The organism is Nocardioides pini (assembly GCF_026712185.1).
GTDB classification, from domain to species: domain Bacteria; phylum Actinomycetota; class Actinomycetes; order Propionibacteriales; family Nocardioidaceae; genus Nocardioides; species Nocardioides pini.
In genome coordinates this window covers 1,221,560-1,239,478 of sequence record NZ_JAPPUX010000001.1, presented here as the reverse complement: position 1 = coordinate 1,239,478, position 17,919 = coordinate 1,221,560, and the positions used below count along the sequence as shown (strand labels likewise).

The following is a 17,919-nucleotide window of genomic DNA, read 5'->3' as shown; positions in this document are numbered from 1 at the left end:
GAGCCGGCGCGTCTCCCCTGCGTGACCACCCAGACCAGGCCCCTCCGAGAGGGGACTCCGGTGCCCGACCACCTGAGCCTCGTCGGCGCGGACGCAGGCGTCGCGGTCGAGCAGCTGTACGCCGCCCACTGGCGGCAGCTCGTCCGGCTGGCAGCCCTGCTCGTCCACGACCAGCAGGCGGCGGAGGACGTCGTCCAGGACGCGTTCGTCGCGATGCACGGCAAGTGGTCGCGGCTCCGTGACCCCGAGAAGGCGCTCGCCTACCTGCGCCGGGCCGTCGTGAACCGCTCCCGGTCGGCGTTGCGCCATCGCGCCGTCGTCGAGCGCCACGTGCGCGCCACGGCGCCGGGCGAGGGGACCGTCGACGGACCGAGCGTGGGCGCCGCCCGGCGTGACGCCGTCCGCGACGCGCTGTTGCAGCTCACCGAGCGCCAGCGCGAGGTGCTCGTCCTGCGCTACTACCTGGACTGGTCGGAGGCCCAGATCGCGGAGGCCATCGGCGTCTCGCGCGGCGCCGTGAAGTCACACGCGTTCCGCGGAAGCGCGGCCCTGCGCGGGCTGCTCGGCGACTGGTGGGAGGACCTCTCGTGAACGACCAGCTGATCCGTGACCTGCTCCACGAGGTCGCCGACGACATGGAGCCGGCTGACCGGCTCGACGCCATCCGCGCAGCCACTGCGCCTGCCGGTCGACGTACCCGTCGCGGGTGGTGGGTGGCCGGCGGTGCCGGGCTCGTGGCCGCGTCGGTGGTCACGGCCCTCGCCGTGACGACCGGCGGGGCGCCGCAGACGAGGGAGCCTGACCCCGTGGGACCGGCGTCGACCGCGGGCACGACCGCGACCGACGGAGGTACGAAGACCGACCCGGTGGCCGTCTACTTCGTGGGCGACACCGCATCGGGACCGCGGCTCTTCAGCGAGCTCCGGCCTGAGATCGACGCGGACTCGCGAGTGCTCCTCGCCATCCATGCTGCCCTCGGGGGCGACGCGCTCGACCCCGACTACCGCTCCCCCTGGCCCGAGGGCGTGGTCCTCCGCCAGTGGTCGGACAGACCTGACGGGATCACGGTCACCCTCGAGGGCGCCCCGGTGAAGCGTCCTGCTGGCCTGAGCGAGGAGGATGCCCGCCTCGCGCTCGAGCAGCTCGTCCGGACCGCCCAGTCCGTCAGCGGCCGCGGCAAGGTGCCCGTCGACGTACAGATCGAGCAGCAGGTGACCGACACGATCCTCGGCGTGCCGACGACGGCGCCCCTGACGGGATCGCCCGACCGCGACGTGCTCGCGCCGGTGTCGCTGTCCGAGCCGTTCGAGGGCCAGGTCGTCGACAAGGACGAGAAGGTCCTGTACGTCAGCGGCCAGGGCATCACCTCGAACAACCGCCTGCGCATCACGATCGACCGGGTGGACGGCACGGACAGCGCGGGTGACGGCACGATCAAGGGCGTGCTCCGGCCAGACCGCCACACGACCTTCGGGCCGGCGGGCTTCGGGCTGGCTGGAGTCGACCCCGGCGAGTACGTCGTGGTCGCGGCCGTGCGCAGCGCCGACGGCACCACCGAGACCGACACCCGCCGGATCACGATCGTCGACTAGCGACGCGCGCGTCAGGCCCAGCGGCTGGTGCGGGCCAGCACCGCGGCCACGGCGACGACGCCGGCGGTGGAGGTGCGCAGCACCTCGGCCCCGAGGCGTACGGCGTGGGCGCCGGCAGCGCCCAGCTGCTCGAGCTCGTCGGGGCTGATGCCGCCCTCGGGCCCCACGACGATCACCACCCGGCCCGCCTCGGGAACCTCGAGCGCGCCCAGCGGCAGGGTGGCGTCCTCGTGCAGCACCACCGCGAGGTCGGCCTTTGCGACGACGGCCGCGAGGTCGGCGGTGGAGGCGAGCGGGGCGACGCTCGGCAGCCAGGAGCGGCGCGACTGCTTGGCCGCCTCGCGGGCGGTGGACTGCCACTTCGCATGGGACTTCGTGGCGCGCTCGCCCTTCCAGACCGCGACCGAGCGGGACGCCGCCCACGGCACGATGCGGTCGACCCCGACCTCCGTGAGCACCTCGACCGCGAGCTCCCCGCGATCGCCCTTCGGCAGCGCCTGCACCACGGTGATCGCCGGCTCGGGGCGGGGGTCCTGCGAGACGGACCCGACGGTGACGGAGAAGACGCGCTTGCCCGTCGAGGCGACCGACCCGGTGGCCGAGGTGCCCCGGCCGTCGGTGAGGACGACCTGCTCGCCCTCGCGGAGGCGTCGTACGGCGACCGCGTGGTGCGCCTCGTCGCCGGTCACCTCGACCAGCGTGCCGGGCGCTGCTCCGTCCAGGGACTCGACGAGGTGGACCGGGAGCGTCACCCGGCTCAGCCCTGGAACGCGTCGCGGAGCCGACCGAACATCGACTTGTGCGGCGCCTCGTTCTTGCCGTCGGGCTGCTCCTCGCCACGAATCGCCGCGAGCTCGCGCAGCAGCTCCTCCTGGCGCGGGTCGAGGCGGGTGGGCGTCTCCACCGCGATGCTGACGACGAGGTCGCCACGACCGCCGCGGAGGCTGGGCACGCCGAAGCCGCGGATCACCTGCTCGCTGCCCGACTGCGTGCCGGGGCGGATGTCGAGGTCGTAGGTCGTCGTCGTCTCCGACGACTCCTCGGCCGAGGCGGGCAGGTCGGCCTCGAGCAGCGGCAGCGTGAGCTGGGTGCCGAGGGCGGCCGCCGTCATCGGCAGCGAGATCGTGGTGTGGAGGTCGTTGCCGTGGCGGGTGAACGTGGGGTGCGGGTCGACGTGGATCTCGACGTAGAGGTCACCCGCCGGTCCGCCGCCCGGACCGACCTCGCCCTGACCGGTCAGCTGGACGCGGGTGCCGTGGTCGACGCCGGCGGGGATCTTGACCGTCAGGGTCCGGCGCGAGCGCACCCGGCCGTCGCCCGAGCACTCGCGGCAGGGGTCCGGGATGATCGAGCCGTAGCCCCGGCACGCCGCGCAGGGACGCAGGGTGCGGATCTCGCCGAGGAAGGAGCGCTGGACCACGGCGACCTCGCCCTGGCCGTGGCAGGTCTCGCAGGTGATCGGCTTGGTGCCGGGGGCGGTGCCCTGGCCCTCGCAGGCCTCGCAGCGCAGGGCGGTGTCGACCTTGAGGTCGCGCGTCACGCCGAAGGCCGCCTCGGCGAGCTCGACGTCGAGCCGGATCAGCGCGTCCTGGCCGCGGCGCGCGCGGGAGCGCGGACCGCGGGTCTGCGCGCCGCCGGCGGCACCGCCGCCGAAGAAGGCGTCCATGATGTCGGTGAAGCTGAAGCCCTGGCCGGCACCGCCGAAGCCCTGGCTGAAGGCGTCGCCGCCGCGGTCGTACGCCGCCCGCTTGCCGGGGTCGCTCAGCACCTCGTAGGCACGGGAGACGTCCTTGAACCGCTCCTGCGTGTCGGGGTCGGGATTGACGTCGGGGTGGAGCTGCCGCGCGAGCTTGCGGTAGGCCTTCTTGATGTCGTCGGCGCTCGCCTCACGCGAGACGCCGAGGATCTCGTAGGGGTCCTGGGTCACTGGTTTCCTTCATCGAGGATCCGGGAGACGTAGCGCGCGACCGCGCGCACGGCTGCCATGGATCCGGGGTAGTCCATGCGGGTGGGGCCGACGACGCCGAGGGAGCCGAGGTGGAACTCCTGCGGGCCGTAGCCGGTGGCCACGACGCTCGTGGCCGCGAGCTCGGAGTAGGGGCCTTCGTGTCCGATGCGCACCGTCAGCGCATCGGTCCCCGACTCCCCGAGCAGCTTGAGCAGCACGACGTGCTCCTCCAGCGCCTCGAGCAACGGGCGGACGGCGGTCTCGAAGTCGCCGTAGCGGGCGAGGTTGGCGGTGCCGCCGACCGCGATGCGCTCGTCGCTGCGGTGGTCCGACATCGCCTCGGTGAGCACGCCCACGATCGCGCGGGCCGAGTCGGCCTGCTCGGGGCGTACGCCGTCGGGCAGGTCGCCGAGCGCCGCGGCGGCGGCCGCGATCTGCACGCCCGCGCTGGCCTGGTTGACCGCGACCCGCAGCTCGGCCAGGTCGCTGTCGACGACCGGGGCGTCGAGCTCGACGAGCCGCTGCTCGACCCGGCCCGTGCTGAGGATGAGGATCACCATCACCCGGGTCGGCGTGAGCGACACCAGCTCGATGTGGCGCACGGTCGACCGCGAGAGCGTCGGGTACTGCACGATCGCGACCTGGCGCGTGAGCTGGCTGAGCAGCCGGACCGAGCGCTGCACCACGTCGTCGAGGTCCACCGCCCCGTCGAGCAGCGTCGCGATCGCCCGGCGCTCCGCCGCGCTCATGGGCTTGAGCGTGGCGAGCTTGTCGACGAAGAGCCGGTAGCCCTTGTCGGTGGGGACGCGGCCGGCGCTGGTGTGGGGCTGGTGGATGTAGCCCTCGTCCTCGAGCGCCGCCATGTCGTTGCGGACGGTCGCGGGCGAGACGCCGAGGCCGTGCCGCTCGACGAGCGCCTTGGAGCCGACCGGCTCCTCCGTGGCGACGTAGTCCTCCACGATCGCGCGGAGCACGTCGAGCTTGCGGTCGTCGACCATCGAGCCTCTCCTCTGCACGTCGCGGTCTGGCACTCGTTCACCCGGAGTGCCAAGACTACTAGCAGTCCGTAGGCTCGCGGGCATGCCCGACGACACCCCTCGGTTCACCGAGGTCGCCCCACGCGTCTGGGTCGCGCACTACGACTGGATGCACGTCAACATCACGCTCGTCGGCGGAGCGGACGGCCTGCTCATGGTCGACACGCACGGGTCCGCCGCGCAGGCCCGCGTGGTCGCCGACGACGTACGCCGCCTGGGCGCGGGCCCGCTGACCGGGTTGGTCAACACCCACGAGCACTGGGACCACCACTTCGGCAACGCGACCATGGTCGAGCAGTTCGGCGACCTGCCGATCCACGCGACGGACTGGGCCGCCGAGCACATGGAGGTCTCCTCGGCGCACACGTTCGAGCACTACGAGCAGGACACCGACCACCCGCGCCGCGACGAGATCCTCGCGACCACCCTCCGCCTGCCCACCCGCACCTTCTCGTCGGTGCTCCAGCTCGACCTGGGCGACCGGGCGGTGGAGCTGATCCACCCCGGGCGCGGGCACACCGCCGGCGACCTCGTCGTCCGCGTGCCGGACGCCGACGTGCTGCTGGGGGGCGACCTGGTCGAGGAGTCCGACCCGCCCTTCATCGGCGACGACTCGTGGCCGCTGGAGTGGCCGATGACGCTCGACCTCGTCATCGGCCTCATGACCGACGCGACCGTCGTCGTGCCGGGGCACGGCAAGGTCGTGGACAAGGCGTTCGTGCAGGACCAGCGCGCCGAGCTCGGCGTCATCGCCGAGACGATCCGCGACCTCGCCACGCGCGGCGTGCCGCAGTCCGAGGCCCTCGCCGCCGGCGAGTGGCCGTGGGAGCGCGAGCGCCTCGCGAGCGCGGTGCGGCTGGGTTACGAGCACCTGCCCCGCAGCCAGAAGCGGCTCCCCCTGATCTAGCCGTCCGGCCCGCACACCCTCCGGGGGCTGGTCTCGCGTGACCCGGCCCAGTAGGACTGGTGCATGACCGAGAACCGCGAGTCCCAGACCGACAACACGGAGTCGACCGACACGCCCAAGGCGGGCAGCGGCACCAGCCCTGCCGACTCCGACCACTCCGGCAAGACCACCTCGCCCGACGACGCCACCCTGGGCGGCATCTCCGACGACCAGCTGCCCGAGGACCTGCAGCCCGGTGAGGACAACCCGCTGGCCGAGCCCCTCGACCCCGACGACGAGAACACCAAGAGCCGCGAGGAGCTCGAGATGGACGCCACCCAGGAGGACCTGGGCAACGACGACGGCGCGAGCCAGGCGCCCAGCCAGTCGGGGGACTCCGACGGGGACTCCGACGGGGACTCGGAGGGCTCCGACGCGAACAGCGGCGACGGCGCCGAGGGCGGCGGGATCGCCGGGGGCTGAGCTCCGCTCCGGCGCTCCGGCAGGTCCGTCGTACGGGTGTGATCCGCGCCGCACGGCGTGCCACCCCGCCCACGGGCCCCTCGGCGCCTAACGTGGACCGGTGCCACAGGATCGCTACGGAACCGACGTCCTCTCCGGCGACTGGCGTGCCCCCAGGAACGGTCGCGCCACCGAGTTGCCGACCGAGCTCGGGATGGTCGTCGAGGAGGTCACCACCGACTGGTGCGGCGAGGTCGTCGCCGTCGATCGCGACATCGACACGCTGACGCTCGAGGACCGGCGCGGCAAGCGCCGCACCTTCCCGCTCGGCCCCGGCTTCCTGCTCGAGGGCCGGCCGGTGATCCTCACCCGGCCGGTCCGCGCGGGCGCCCCGGCCGCACCCACCCGTACGGCCTCCGGGTCGGTCGCCGTGCCCAACGCCCGCGCCCGCGTCGCGCGCGCCAGCCGGATCTTCGTCGAGGGCCGCCACGACGCCGAGCTCGTCGAGAAGGTGTGGGGCGACGACCTGCGCATCGAGGGGGTCGTCGTCGAGTACCTCGGTGGCGTGGACGACCTGGCCGAGCACCTCCGTGACTTCAAGCCCGGGCCGCAGCGCCGCGTCGGCGTCCTCGTCGACCACCTGGTCGCCGGGTCCAAGGAGTCACGCATCGCCCAGAACATCGCCCGCTCCCCCGTGGGCAAGCACGTGCTGATCGTGGGCCACCCGTTCATCGACGTCTGGCAGGCGGTCAAGCCCGAGCGCCTCGGGATCAAGCAGTGGCCCTCCGTCCCGCGCGGCATCGACTGGAAGACCGGCACCTGCCAGCAGCTCGGCTGGCCGCACCGCGACCAGGCCGACATCGCCCGCGCCTGGAAGCACATCCTCGGCCGGGTGAGCTCCTACGCCGACCTCGAGCCCGCCCTCCTGGGCCGGGTCGAGGAGCTCATCGACTTCACGACTGGGTAGTTTGGCTCGCTTCGCTCGCATGTCGCGGCGCTCGTGACCCGCTCGTTCGTCGTCGCGGCTTCACCCTCCCCCGCTCCGCTCCTCCGGCTTCGCCGCTCCTCCTGCACTCCCGGGCGCGCCGCGACGACCACCGGGCCGTCGACCGAACCGCCTGGGTGCCCTGCTTGCGCGGTTCGATCAGTGGCGCGCCGGCACACGGCACCCTCATCGCCCCAGCTGCCTCAGCCACCGCGCTCGGCGCCCGACGTCGTCTGGACTGACGAGCGAGCAAGCGCGACGAGCGCAGCGAGGCAGCTTGGGAGCGAGGAGGGAAGACGACGTCTCTCAGGGCGCCGAGCACGCGCGAGCGGAGCGAGCGCCGACAACACCGCCAACCAGCTCAGTCGACGAGATCCCGGACGATCGCGTCGGCGAGGAGCCGCCCGCGCTGGGTGAGCACGAGGCGCTCGGCGGCGAGCTCGACGAGGCCGTCGGCGACGAGGCGGGCGACGTGGGAGCGGCCGGTGGCCTCGAGGGCGGTGACGGGCAGCCCCTCGACGAGCCGGATCTCCAGGAGGATCCGCTCGACGCGCTGGTCGTGGTGGCCGAGGACCTCGCGCGCCTGGGCCGGTGACACCCCGGTGGCGAGGCGCTGGGCGTACGCCGCCGGGTGCTTGACGTTCCACCAGCGCACCCCGCCGACGTGGGAGTGGGCGCCGGGGCCGACGCCCCACCAGTGCCCACCGGTCCAGTAGAGGAGGTTGTGGCGGCACCAGTGGTCGGGCGACGTGGCCCAGTTGGACACCTCGTACCAGCTCATCCCGGCGGCGGCGAGCTTCTCGTCGACGAGGTGGTACTTGTCGGCGAGGTCGTCCTCGTCGGGCATCGGGAGCTCGCCGCGCCTGACCTGGCGGCCCATCGCCGTGCCCTCCTCCACGATGAGGGAGTACGCCGAGATGTGGTCGGGGCGGCAGCCGAGGGCGACGTCGACCGAGGTCTCCCAGTCGGCCAGCGACTCCCCCGGCGTGCCGTAGATGAGGTCGAGGCTGACGTCGTCGAACCCGGCCTGCCGGGCCCAGTCGACGACCGCGGGCACGCGCATCGGGTCGTGGGTGCGGTCGAGGGTGCGCAGCACGTGGTCGACGGCTGACTGCATGCCGAAGCTGATCCGGTTGAAACCGGCCGTGCGCAGCTCCTCGAGGTCCCAGGCGGCGACGCTGTCGGGGTTCGCCTCGGTGGTGATCTCCACGTCGTCGACGAGTCCGAACTCCGCCGCGGCGCTGGCCACGATGGCCCCGAGGTCGGCGGCCTTCAGGAGCGTGGGGGTGCCGCCGCCGAAGAAGATCGTCTCGATCGGGACGTCCCGGTGCCCGAGCACGTGGCGCGCGAAGCGGATCTCGCGGATCGCCGCCTCGGCGTACGACGACCGGCTGGCGCCGACCTCGTCGCCGAGCTCCTGCGCGGTGTAGGTGTTGAAGTCGCAGTAGCCGCAGCGCACCGAGCAGAACGGCACGTGGACGTAGAGACCGAAGGGCTTGCTGCCGAACTGCGCCCACGCCTCGTCGGGGAGCAGTCCGTCCTCGGGGGCGACGTCACCGTCGGGCTGGGCGGGGGACACGCCGGTATCCAACCACGTGCCGCACGCGCGGACGGGTGCCAGTGGTCCCCCACCGGCACCCGTCCGTCACGTGGTCCTAGGCGTACATCTGCTCGATGAGCGCCTGGTTGTTCTCCTGGACGACGTTGCGCTTGACCTTCATCGACGGGGTCAGCTCGCCCGACTCGACCGTGAGGTCGTGGTCGAGGAGCTTCCACTTCTTGATGGTCTCCCAGCGGTTGAGGTGGCTGTTGAGCTCGTCGACGTAGCCGCCGACCATCTTCTGCACCTCGTCGGACTGCACGATCTCGGTGTAGGACCTGCCGCCCATGCCGTTCTCCTCGGCCCAGCCCGCCATCGCGTCGGGGTCCAGGGTGACGAGCGCGACGCAGTAGTTGCGCTCGTCGCCGAAGACCATGAACTGGCTGGCATAGGGGCACACGGCCTTGAACTTCGACTCGATCGCCGGCGGCGCGATGTACTTGCCGCCGGAGGTCTTGAAGAGCTCCTTGATGCGACCCGTGATGACCAGGTGGCCGTCCTCGTCGAGGGCGCCCTTGTCACCGGTGTGCAGCCAGCCGTCGGAGGTCAGCGTCTTGGCGGTCTCCTCGGGCAGGTTGTGGTAGCCGTCCATCACGCCGGGACCCTTGATCATGATCTCGTCGTTGTCGCCGAGCTTGACCTCGCTCCCCGGGAAGACCGGGCCCACGGTGCCGAACTTGTTGCGGTCGGGGTGGTTGACGAACGAGCCCGCGGAGGTCTCGGTGAGGCCGTAGCCCTCGAGGATCTTGATGCCGGCGACGCCGAACCACTCGGCGATGTCGCGGTTGAGGGCCGCGGCACCGGAGATGAAGAAGCGGACGTTGCCGCCGAAGCGGTCGCGGATCTTGGAGAAGACGAGCTTGTCGAAGAGGCCGTGCTGGACCTTGAGGCCGATCGGCACGGACTTGCCCTCGCGCTTGCGGCGCTCGACCTCGAGGCCGACGTCGAAGGCCTTCTTGAAGATCTTCTCCTTGGCACCGCCCTCCGCGGCCTGCATGGTGACGATGCGGCCGTGGGCCTTCTCGAAGATGCGCGGCGCGGCACCCATGAAGGTCGGCTTCACGACGCCCAGGTTGTCGACGATCTTCTCGACCCGGCCGTCGATCGCCGCGGCGAAGCCACAGGCCATCTGCGTGGACATCAGCACCTTGCCGAAGGAGTGGGCCATCGGCAGCCAGCGGAACTCGAGGTCGTCGGGACCGAGGATGCCCTGCGCGCGGATCGCCTCGCCCTCGTAGACCCAGGACGAGTGACGCAGCCGCACGCCCTTGGGGCGGCCGGTCGTGCCGGACGTGTAGATGAGGGTGGCCAGCTGGTCGGGACGGATCGCCTGCGACGTCGTACGCACCACGTCGGGCTGCTCGGCGAGCTTCTCCGCGCCCAGCGCCGCGAGGTCCTCCAGGGACATCACCCAGTCGCCGTCGGTCGCGCCCTCGAAGGTGACGACCTTGGTCACGTGGGGCAGCTCGGAGCGGTGGGCGGTGAGCTTGGCGACCTGCTCGTCGTCCTCGGCGAAGACGACGCGGCTCTCGGAGTCGCCCAGGATGTAGACGGTGTCCTCGGCGTTGGTGCTCGGGTAGACCGTGGTGGTGGCGCCGGCGGCGCACATGATCGCGAGGTCCGCGAGGATCCACTCGTAGCGCGTGCCCGACGCGATGCCGACGCGCTGCTCGGGCTCGACGCCCAGCGCGATCAGGCCGGCGGCCAGCGCCTCGACCTTGTCCCCGGCCTGCTTCCAGGTGACGGACTCCCACGCCTCACCGCGGGGGAAGCGGAAGGCCTCGGCGTCAGGGGTGGCTCCGACGCGGTCGAAGAACTGGACGGCGACGTTGGGCGGCATGGTGTCGAGGAAGGCCGTGTCGATGGTGGTCGGCATCTGTTACCTACTCATTCGTCGGGGCGGGGCTGACTTGGGCTGTAACCTAGATCACTGGGTTTACCCAGCGGTAGCAAACGCCCCGAATGTCCCGTCAGACGGGCGGCTTTCCGACTTTCGTCAGTCCTGCACGGCCTTCGTGATGGCGATGCAGCGGGTGATCCAGTCCTGCTCGTCCCTCGCCAGGCGACGCCCGGCCCGCTGCGCGTCCTGCACCGCCCAGCCGGCGTTGAGCACCATCCGCACGACGACCCAGTCCCGGGCGCGCGCCTCGTCGAGGCCGGCCGCGTCGACCAGGGCGTGGAAGCGGCGGCGGATGCCGTCACGCACGGAGCCGACGGCGCCCGGACCGCTCAGCTCGTCCATCCGGTTCCAGAGCATCGGCGCGGGCTCGTAGTGCGGGTCGCCGGCCATCGGCTTGGGGTCGATGGCCAGCCACTCCCCCGTCTCGTCGGCCATCACGTTGGCGTAGTGCAGGTCGCCGTGCACGACGACCGGCGCCGCGTCGCCGGCGAGCAGGTCCGGACCGAGCGAGAGTGCCTGCTCGACGTAGCGCGGCGGGACCGGGAGCGCGCGACCGAGCTCCTCGAGGTCGCCCAACCAGCGCTCGACGAAGGACGAGAGGGCGACCAGCTGCGGCATCGCCGGGAGGTGGAGCCGGCCGTAGAGCCCACCGACCACCTCGCAGGCCTCGACGTCCCACGAGTCGCCGAGGTCCGGCCCGGGCAGCCAGTCCAGCAGCAGCGCGCGACGGCGCGGGTCGGCCCGCTGGAGCCGTACGGCGCCCCTGCCGCCCCAGTGCTGCAGCGCGAGGCCTTCGTGGAGCGACTCGTCGTCGCCGTCGAAGGCGATCTTCAGCGCGCCGGGCGTGCCGTCGGCGCCGGCGACGGGGAGCACCAGCGAGCAGAAGCCGTGCCTCGGCGCGCCGACCAGGGTCAGGCGCCACTCGTCGAGCAGGTCGACCGCGAGCCGGGGCAGCCGGTCGAGCCAGCGCCCCCAGTCGTCCCCGAGCGCCCGCTGGGCGAGCAGCGCGGGAGGGATGGTGACCGGCATCCCGCGAGCCTAGGCTGGCGGGCATGAGTCCTCGGCAGCAGCCGTGGTCCGACGACGGCGTGCGGCACGGTCGGATCCTGGTCCTCAGCGACAACCCCATCGCACGGTCGATCGCGGCCATCGCCTCGACGGCCGGGCGCACGGTGCTGGTCGAGTCGGCCGACGACGGCGGACCGGGCTTGGACCCGCAGCCCGGCGACGCCGTGGTCCTGTGCGACCACGACGCGCCCGATGCGCCCGCCGTGCTGCGGGCGGCGCTGGCCTCGGACGCGTCCTACGTCGCGATGATGGCCAGTCGCGGGCGCGCGGCCGGGCTCCTCGAGGAGCTCGCCGCCGAGGGCGTGGACGTGTCCACCCTGCACGTGCCGGCCGGGCACGACCTGGGCGGCAAGGGACCGGGCGAGATCGCCCTCTCAGTGGTGGCCGAGGTCGTCGCCGAGTCCTACGGCCGGCCCGGCGGCTCGATGCGCGGCTGACCCGCGACCGGGTGCTCGTCCCGCAGGCTCACCCAGGCGGCGCGGACGTGCGACCTCATCACCGACTCCGCCCACTCGGCGTCGCCGGCAGCGAGCGCCTGCACGATCTCGTGGTGGTGGGCCAGGCTGCGTCGCATCGCCTCGGGCGAGTAGTGCGAGAAGGTGCGCCACACGAGCGGCACCTCCACCACCGACGACACCAGCCCGACGAGCCTCCCGTTGCCGGAGGCCTCGAGGACGCCGCGGTGGAACGCGTTGTTCAGCTCGGTGATGGCGTCGAGGTCGGGCGGGTCGCGACGCGCCTCCTCGTCCATCCGGTCGGCGAGCCGGCCGAGCGTGTCGAGGTCCGCGAGGCCGGTGGTGGCGGCGAGACCGCACCCCCACGGCTCGAGCTGCGAGCGCAGGCTGAAGATCTCGTCGAGGTCCGCCACGCCCCAGTCCTCGACCTGCACGCCCCGGTTGGGCTCGTGCCTGACCAGGCCCTCCGCGGCGAGGCGTCGCAGGGCCTCCCGCACCGGCGTACGGCTCACCCCGATGACCGCGGCGAGGTCGCCCTCCCGCAACCACTCCCCGCTCGCGCGCTCGCCGCTGAGGATCTGCCGGCGGATGGTGGCGTAGGTGACCTCGGCGGCCTTGCCGGCGTCCGCGCCCGCGTCCTGGGTCATGGTCGCGAACCCTAGCAGCGCCACCGCGTCCCCATATTGTATGCAATCCGCGAGACGCCCGTTGACGGCGTCGCCCTGTCCTCGCTAGCGTCACCGTCAGCACGTATGACTTGGCTCACACCCCGTTCCCGCGTTGCATACGAAAGGGCTTCCGTGGCCTCACCGTCGCCTCTCCCCCTCGACGACCTGCGCGTCGTCGAGCTGGGCCAGCTCCTCGCCGGCCCGTTCTGCGGCCAGCTGCTCGGCGACTTCGGCGCCGAGGTCATCAAGGTCGAGGACCCGGCGACCGGCGACCCGATGCGCCAGTGGGGACGGGAGAAGCCCTACGGCCAGTCGCTGTGGTGGCCCGTCGTGGCGCGCAACAAACTGTCGGTCACCGCCGACCTGCGCACCGAGCGCGGCCAGGACCTGGTCCGGCGCCTCGTCGCCGAGGCCGACGTGCTGATCGAGAACTTCCGCCCCGGCACCCTCGAGCGGTGGGGCCTGGCCCCCGAGACGCTGTGGGAGACCAACCCCGGGCTCGTCGTCACCCGGGTCACCGGGTTCGGGCAGACCGGCCCGTACGCGTCCCGCGCCGGCTACGGCTCCATCGGCGAGGCGATGGGCGGGATCCGCTACGTCACCGGCGACCCCGACCGGCCACCGGCGCGCGCCGGCGTCTCGCTCGGCGACTCGCTCGCCGCCACCTTCGCCTGCCTGGGCACGCTCGTCGCCCTGCACCAGCGCGGCCGCACGGGTCGCGGCCAGGTGGTCGACTCCGCCATCTACGAGGCCGTGCTGGCCCTGATGGAGTCGCTGGTCCCGGAGTGGCAGGTGGCCGGCTACCAGCGCGAGCGGACCGGCACGACCCTGCCCAACGTCTCGCCGAGCAACGTCTACCCCACCGCCGACGGGGAGATGGTGCTCATCGCCGCCAACCAGGACACCGTGTTCCGCCGGCTGGCCGACGTGATGGGCCGCCCCGAGCTGGCCACGGACGAGCACTACGCGACGCACGGCGCCCGCGGGAAGCACATGGAGGACCTCGACGGCCTCATCGCCGCGTGGAGCACGACGCTGCACGCAGACGACCTCCTCGAGCGCCTGCACGCCGGCGGCGTCCCCGCCGGGCGCATCTTCCGCGCCAAGGACATGCTGGCCGACGAGCACTTCGCCGCCCGCGAGGCCATCGTCCGCCTGGCCCACCCCGACCTGGGTGAGTTCGCGATGCACAACGTCGCCCCCAAGCTCTCGGAGAGCCCCGGTTCGGTCCGACACGTCGGACCGGCCCTGGGCGAGCACAACGACGTCGTCTACCGCGGCCTGCTGGGGCTGCAGGACGACGATCTGTCGTCCCTCCGCGCCGACGGCGTCATCTGAGCGCACCACCGACCACCAAGGAGAGAGCATGACCTACCGGCTCGGAGTCGATGTGGGTGGCACGTTCACCGACATCCTGTTGATCGACGAGGACTCCGGCGCGACGTTCCGTGCCAAGACCTCCTCCACGCCCGAGGACCAGTCGGTGGGCGTCCTGCGTGGCATCGACCAGGCCTGTGCCGCCGCCGGCATCGAGCGGAGCGCGGTCGGCGACGTCTTCCACGGGACGACCGTCGCGACCAACGCGATCCTCGAGGGCAAGGGCGCCCGGGTCGGCCTGGTCACCACCCACGGGTTCCGGCAGGTCCTCCAGATCGCGCGGTCGTTCGTCCCCGGCGGGCTCGCGGGCTGGATCATCTGGCCCAAGCCCGAGCCGCTCGCCGCCCTCGAGGACACCGTCGAGGTGCGGGGGCGCATCGCCAGCGACGGCAGCGTGGTCACCGAGCTCGACGAGGACGACGTCCGCACCCAGCTGCGCGCCCTGGCGGGCCGCGGCATCGAGGCCCTGAGCATCAGCCTCATCAACTCCTACGCCAACCCCGCCCACGAGCAGCGGGTGCGCGAGATCGCCGCCGAGGAGCTGCCCGGTCTCACGGTGTCGATGTCCTCGTCGGTCCTCCCGGAGCTGCGGGAGTACGAGCGGACGATCACCACGGTCGCCAACGCCGCGGTGCAGCCCCAGGTCAAGCGCTACGTCGCCAACCTGGAGGGCCAGCTGCGCGACTCGGGCGTCAGCGGCTCGCTGTCGATCCTGCGCAGCGACGGCGGCCTCGTCTCCGCGAGCGTGGCCGCTGACAACCCCGTGAACCTGCTGCTGTCCGGACCCGCCGGAGGCGTGACGGGAGCAGCCTGGGTGGCCGCCCAGACCGGGCACCGCAACTTCCTCACCTTCGACATGGGCGGCACGTCGACCGACGTCGCGCTGGTCGAGGACCTCACGCCGCGCATCGGTCGCGAGACCACCGTCGGTGACCTCAAGGTGCGGGCCACGTCGGTCGACGTGCGCACCGTCGGCGCCGGCGGCGGCTCCATCGCGCACGTCCCCCCGCTCACCCAGGCGCTGCGGGTCGGCCCCCAGTCAGCGGGCGCGGCGCCCGGGCCCGCGGCGTACGCGGCCGGCGGGACCGAGCCGACGGTGACCGACGCCAACGTGGTGCTGGGGCACCTCCCCTCGGCGCTCGCCGGCGGCGAGGTCGCACTGGACCCCGAGGCGGCCCGCACCGCCGTCCAGACCATCGCGGACGCCACCGGCCTGGACTCGGTCGAGGCCGCCGCGGCCGGGATCATCGACATCGTCAACGAGAACATGTTCGGGGCGCTGCGCCTGGTCTCGGTGCAGCAGGGGTTCGACCCCCGCGACTTCGCGCTCGTCGCGTTCGGCGGCGCCGGCCCGCTGCACGCCAACGCGCTCGGGCGGCTGACCGGGTCGTGGCCGGTCATCATCCCGCCCTCCCCCGGCGTGCTCTGCGCCTACGGCGACGCGACGACCAGCCTGCGCGACGAGGCGGTCCGCACGCTCGTACGCCGCTTCTCCGAGCTCACCGACGACGGTCTCCGGGCCATCCTGGACGACCTGGCCGCGTCGGCGCGTGGGACCCTGACCGCCGAGGGCGTGCCCGAGGACGACCTGCGAGTGACCTACGCGGCCGACCTGCGCTACCACGGCCAGGGCTTCGAGATCCCCGTGCCGGTCGACATCGACGCCTTCGACGGCAGCGGCGGGGGCCTCGAGGCGCTCGGCAAGGCCTTCGACACCGAGCACGACCGGCTCTTCTCCTTCGTCCTCGACACCGAGCACGAGCTGGTGACGCTCCGCGCCACCGCCGACGCCCCCCGCCCCGACGTGGCGTCCGTCGACCTGGAGGACGGCGGCACCGACCCGTCGTCCGCACGCGTGGAGCGGCACCGGATCTGGTCCGACGGCGGCCTCGTCGACGCGGACGTCTACGACCGCTCGCTGCTGAAGGCGGGCAACGTGGTCCCCGGACCCGCCGTCATCACCGAGATGGACTCCACCACCCTCGTGCTGCGCGACCACGCGGCGACGGTCCACCCGAGCGGCAGCCTCCTCATCCGACCCGTCGACCAGAGCCAGGAGGGCTGAGCCATGGCACGCCTGATCGAGACCAACACCTCCCCGATGCAGCAGGTCGACGTCGACCTGGTGACGCTCGACCTCGTCGAGAACGCCCTGCGCAACGCCCGCTACGAGATGGACGAGGTGCTGTTCCGCACGGCGCTCTCGCCCGGCATCCGCGAGCAGCACGACGAGTTCCCGCTCATCGCCAACCGCGACGGCAAGATGATGGTCGGGCAGTTCGGCCTGTCCATCCCCGACTTCCTCGACAACTTCGACGGCACGATCGAGGAGGGCGACGTGCTGCTGACGTCGGACCCCTACTCCTGCGGCGCGGCGATCAGCCACGCCAACGACTGGCTGGTCGTCATGCCGATCTTCTTCGAGGGCCGCATCGTCGGCTGGTCGTCGATGTTCGGCCACATGTCCGACGTCGGCGGCAAGACGCCCGCGTCGATGCCCACCGACGCGCGCACCATCTACGAGGAGGGCGTCGTCATCCCGCCCTTCCGGCTCTACAAGGCGGGCGTCCTCGACGACGACGCGCTGCGGATCATCCTCAACCAGGTCCGCAAGCCCGACTGGAACCGCGCCGACCTCAACGGGATCGTGGCCGCCTGCCGCACCGCCGCCCGCCGGGTCCAGGAGCTGTGCGCCCGCTTCGGCGTCGACACCTACAACTCGGCACTCGAGGCGCTGCTCGACCGCAACTACCGAGCCATGAAGACGCTCCTGGCCATGGTGTTCGAGGAGGGGAAGACCCTCTCCTTCACCGACTACATCTGCGACGACGGCCTCGGCTACGGCCCCTACGAGCTCAAGCTGAGCCTGACCCGCACCGGCGACAAGGTGCTGCTCGACTTCACCGGCAGCAGCCCGCAGGCGCAGGGGCCGATCAACTACTACATCAACGAGAACCTGGTCCGGATGTTCTTCGGGATCTACATGATCACCGTGGCGGACCCTCAGATCCTGTGGAACGACGGCTTCTACCCGCTCGTCGACGTCGAGATCCCCGACGACTCGTTCTGGAAGCCGCAGTACCCGGCCGCGCTGAACGCGCGCAACCACGGCATCGGCCGCGTGTTCGACCTCTTCGGCGGGCTGCTGGGGCAGACCAACCCCGACCTGCTGAACGCCGCCGGGTTCTCCTCCTCGCCGCACTTCATGTACTCCGGCACGTACGGCGACGGCGACCGCAAGGGCGAGTGGTTCCAGCTCTACTCCATCGGCTTCGGCGGCATCCCCGGCCGGCCGATCGGGGACGGCCCCGACGGCCACTCGCTGTGGCCGTCCTTCGTCAACATCCCGTGCGAGTACCTCGAGTCCTACTACCCGCTGCGCATCGAGCGCTGGGAGACCGTCGCCGACACCGGCGGCGCGGGGCTGCACCGCGGCGGCAACGGCGTCGACGTCGCCTACCGCTTCCTCGAGGCCGGCACCATCGCCATCCACGACGACCGGTGGCTCACCTACCCCTGGGGGGTCAACGGCGGGGAGCCCGGCGCGCGTGGCCGCAAGTGGATCGAGCGGGCCGACGGCACGACCGAGGTCCTGGGCAGCAAGGTCCACGACGTGCCCGTCGGCCGCGGCGACCTGCTGCACTTCGTCACCTGGGGCGGCGGCGGGTGGGGCGACCCGCTGGCGCGTGACCCCGACCTGGTCGGCCTGGAGGTCCGGCGCGGCCTGGTGAGCGCGGACGGTGCGCGCCGCTACGGCGTGGTGTGCGACGGGTCCGGCACCGTGGACAGTGACGCCACCGAGTCGCTGCGCGCCACCCTGGACGCCGACCGGCCCCACCCGCTGCCGACCTTCGACATGGGGCCGCCGCTGGAGACGATCCTCGAGCGGTCGCTCGAGGAGACCGGCCTGCCCGCGCCGCGCCCCCCGGTGCCCCGGTGAC

General features: G+C 72.4%; 16 protein-coding genes. 9 read left to right on the top strand and 7 right to left on the bottom strand.

Translation table 11 applies throughout. The annotated features are described in order from the left end of the window. The first annotated feature begins 60 nt into the window (after positions 1–60). Together NYO98_RS06035 and NYO98_RS06030 are read left to right on the top strand one after the other, a co-directional pair. A complete protein-coding gene (locus NYO98_RS06035) occupies positions 61–591 on the top strand; it encodes a SigE family RNA polymerase sigma factor (protein ID WP_268110616.1) in 531 nt (176 codons plus the stop codon). Next, on the top strand, positions 588–1,592 hold the full coding sequence (locus NYO98_RS06030) for a GerMN domain-containing protein (RefSeq protein ID WP_268110615.1): 1,005 nt from the start codon (positions 588–590) through the stop codon (positions 1,590–1,592). The genes NYO98_RS06035 and NYO98_RS06030 overlap by 4 nt, the downstream gene beginning before the upstream one ends. Positions 1,593–1,603: 11 nt before the next feature. Here the strand turns inward: NYO98_RS06030 and NYO98_RS06025 are convergent, their stop codons facing one another. From NYO98_RS06025 to hrcA, 3 genes are read right to left on the bottom strand one after another with little or no spacing between them, the layout of a single operon-like run. Beyond that, complete coding sequence (locus tag NYO98_RS06025; protein WP_268110614.1) at positions 1,604–2,344, bottom strand: 16S rRNA (uracil(1498)-N(3))-methyltransferase; 741 nt, start codon at positions 2,342–2,344, stop codon at positions 1,604–1,606. A 5-nt stretch (positions 2,345–2,349) separates the two neighbouring features. After that, entirely contained in the window at positions 2,350–3,519 is a 1,170-nt protein-coding gene (dnaJ, locus tag NYO98_RS06020) for a molecular chaperone DnaJ (RefSeq protein WP_268110613.1), read from the bottom strand. Continuing rightward, entirely contained in the window at positions 3,516–4,538 is a 1,023-nt protein-coding gene (hrcA, locus tag NYO98_RS06015; RefSeq protein WP_268110612.1) for a heat-inducible transcriptional repressor HrcA, read from the bottom strand. Before hrcA ends, dnaJ begins: the two co-directional genes overlap by 4 nt. A gap of 82 nt (positions 4,539–4,620) precedes the next feature. Between hrcA and NYO98_RS06010 the strand changes: the two genes are divergently transcribed. The 3 genes from NYO98_RS06010 to NYO98_RS06000 all read left to right on the top strand — a co-directional run bounded on the left by NYO98_RS06010 (position 4,621) and on the right by NYO98_RS06000 (position 6,892). Next, positions 4,621–5,484 (top strand): MBL fold metallo-hydrolase, encoded by an 864-nt coding sequence (locus NYO98_RS06010; RefSeq protein ID WP_268110611.1) that lies wholly within the window; start codon positions 4,621–4,623, stop codon positions 5,482–5,484. Between the two features lie 63 nt (positions 5,485–5,547). Beyond that, the gene (locus NYO98_RS06005; RefSeq protein ID WP_268110610.1) at positions 5,548–5,946 is read left to right on the top strand and encodes a hypothetical protein; all 399 of its coding nucleotides are present in this window, start codon (positions 5,548–5,550) and stop codon (positions 5,944–5,946) included. A 100-nt stretch (positions 5,947–6,046) separates the two neighbouring features. After that, positions 6,047–6,892, top strand: coding sequence for a DUF3097 domain-containing protein (locus NYO98_RS06000; protein ID WP_268110609.1), 846 nt, complete (start codon positions 6,047–6,049; stop codon positions 6,890–6,892). Positions 6,893–7,271: 379 nt separating this feature from the next. Here the strand turns inward: NYO98_RS06000 and hemW are convergent, their stop codons facing one another. From hemW to NYO98_RS05985, 3 genes are all read right to left on the bottom strand, one after another. Then, positions 7,272–8,489, bottom strand: a complete 1,218-nt coding sequence (gene hemW, locus NYO98_RS05995) for a radical SAM family heme chaperone HemW (RefSeq protein WP_268110608.1) — start codon at positions 8,487–8,489, stop codon at positions 7,272–7,274. 76 nt (positions 8,490–8,565) lie between these two features. Continuing rightward, positions 8,566–10,386 (bottom strand): AMP-dependent synthetase/ligase, encoded by a 1,821-nt coding sequence (locus NYO98_RS05990; protein ID WP_268110607.1) that lies wholly within the window; start codon positions 10,384–10,386, stop codon positions 8,566–8,568. A gap of 120 nt (positions 10,387–10,506) precedes the next feature. Beyond that, the gene (locus NYO98_RS05985) at positions 10,507–11,439 is read right to left on the bottom strand and encodes an aminoglycoside phosphotransferase family protein (RefSeq protein ID WP_268110606.1); all 933 of its coding nucleotides are present in this window, start codon (positions 11,437–11,439) and stop codon (positions 10,507–10,509) included. Positions 11,440–11,462: 23 nt separating this feature from the next. On the opposite strand from NYO98_RS05985, the gene NYO98_RS05980 reads away from it, so the two are divergent. Continuing rightward, the gene (locus NYO98_RS05980) at positions 11,463–11,915 is read left to right on the top strand and encodes an XdhC family protein (RefSeq protein ID WP_268110605.1); all 453 of its coding nucleotides are present in this window, start codon (positions 11,463–11,465) and stop codon (positions 11,913–11,915) included. Here the strand turns inward: NYO98_RS05980 and NYO98_RS05975 are convergent. Beyond that, positions 11,882–12,580: a GntR family transcriptional regulator gene (locus NYO98_RS05975; protein WP_268110604.1), complete on the bottom strand. Its 699-nt coding sequence runs from the start codon at positions 12,578–12,580 to the stop codon at positions 11,882–11,884. The two genes, NYO98_RS05980 and NYO98_RS05975, sit on opposite strands and share 34 nt — an antisense overlap. Positions 12,581–12,733: 153 nt before the next feature. Here NYO98_RS05975 and NYO98_RS05970 point away from each other — a divergent pair, with 153 nt between their 5' ends. From NYO98_RS05970 to NYO98_RS05960, 3 genes are read left to right on the top strand one after another with little or no spacing between them, the layout of a single operon-like run. Next, positions 12,734–13,939 carry a CaiB/BaiF CoA transferase family protein gene (locus NYO98_RS05970; RefSeq protein ID WP_268110603.1) on the top strand — a complete coding sequence of 402 codons (1,206 nt, stop codon included), beginning with the start codon at positions 12,734–12,736 and terminating at the stop codon, positions 13,937–13,939. Positions 13,940–13,967: 28 nt separating this feature from the next. Continuing rightward, positions 13,968–16,043: a hydantoinase/oxoprolinase family protein gene (locus tag NYO98_RS05965; RefSeq protein ID WP_268110602.1), complete on the top strand. Its 2,076-nt coding sequence runs from the start codon at positions 13,968–13,970 to the stop codon at positions 16,041–16,043. Positions 16,044–16,046: 3 nt separating this feature from the next. Beyond that, a complete protein-coding gene (locus NYO98_RS05960; RefSeq protein ID WP_268110601.1) occupies positions 16,047–17,918 on the top strand; it encodes a hydantoinase B/oxoprolinase family protein in 1,872 nt (623 codons plus the stop codon). Position 17,919 lies beyond the last annotated feature (1 nt).

Coding starts and splice junctions, on each gene's coding strand:
- hrcA (WP_268110612.1), bottom strand. CDS start 4,538: ATGGTCGACGACCGCAAGCTCGACGTGCTCCGCGCGATCGTGGAGGAC.
- NYO98_RS06010 (WP_268110611.1), top strand. CDS start 4,621: ATGCCCGACGACACCCCTCGGTTCACCGAGGTCGCCCCACGCGTCTGG.
- NYO98_RS06005 (WP_268110610.1), top strand. CDS start 5,548: ATGACCGAGAACCGCGAGTCCCAGACCGACAACACGGAGTCGACCGAC.
- NYO98_RS05990 (WP_268110607.1), bottom strand. CDS start 10,386: ATGCCGACCACCATCGACACGGCCTTCCTCGACACCATGCCGCCCAAC.
- NYO98_RS05985 (WP_268110606.1), bottom strand. CDS start 11,439: ATGCCGGTCACCATCCCTCCCGCGCTGCTCGCCCAGCGGGCGCTCGGG.
- NYO98_RS05980 (WP_268110605.1), top strand. CDS start 11,463: ATGAGTCCTCGGCAGCAGCCGTGGTCCGACGACGGCGTGCGGCACGGT.
- NYO98_RS05975 (WP_268110604.1), bottom strand. CDS start 12,580: ATGACCCAGGACGCGGGCGCGGACGCCGGCAAGGCCGCCGAGGTCACC.
- NYO98_RS05965 (WP_268110602.1), top strand. CDS start 13,968: ATGACCTACCGGCTCGGAGTCGATGTGGGTGGCACGTTCACCGACATC.
- NYO98_RS05960 (WP_268110601.1), top strand. CDS start 16,047: ATGGCACGCCTGATCGAGACCAACACCTCCCCGATGCAGCAGGTCGAC.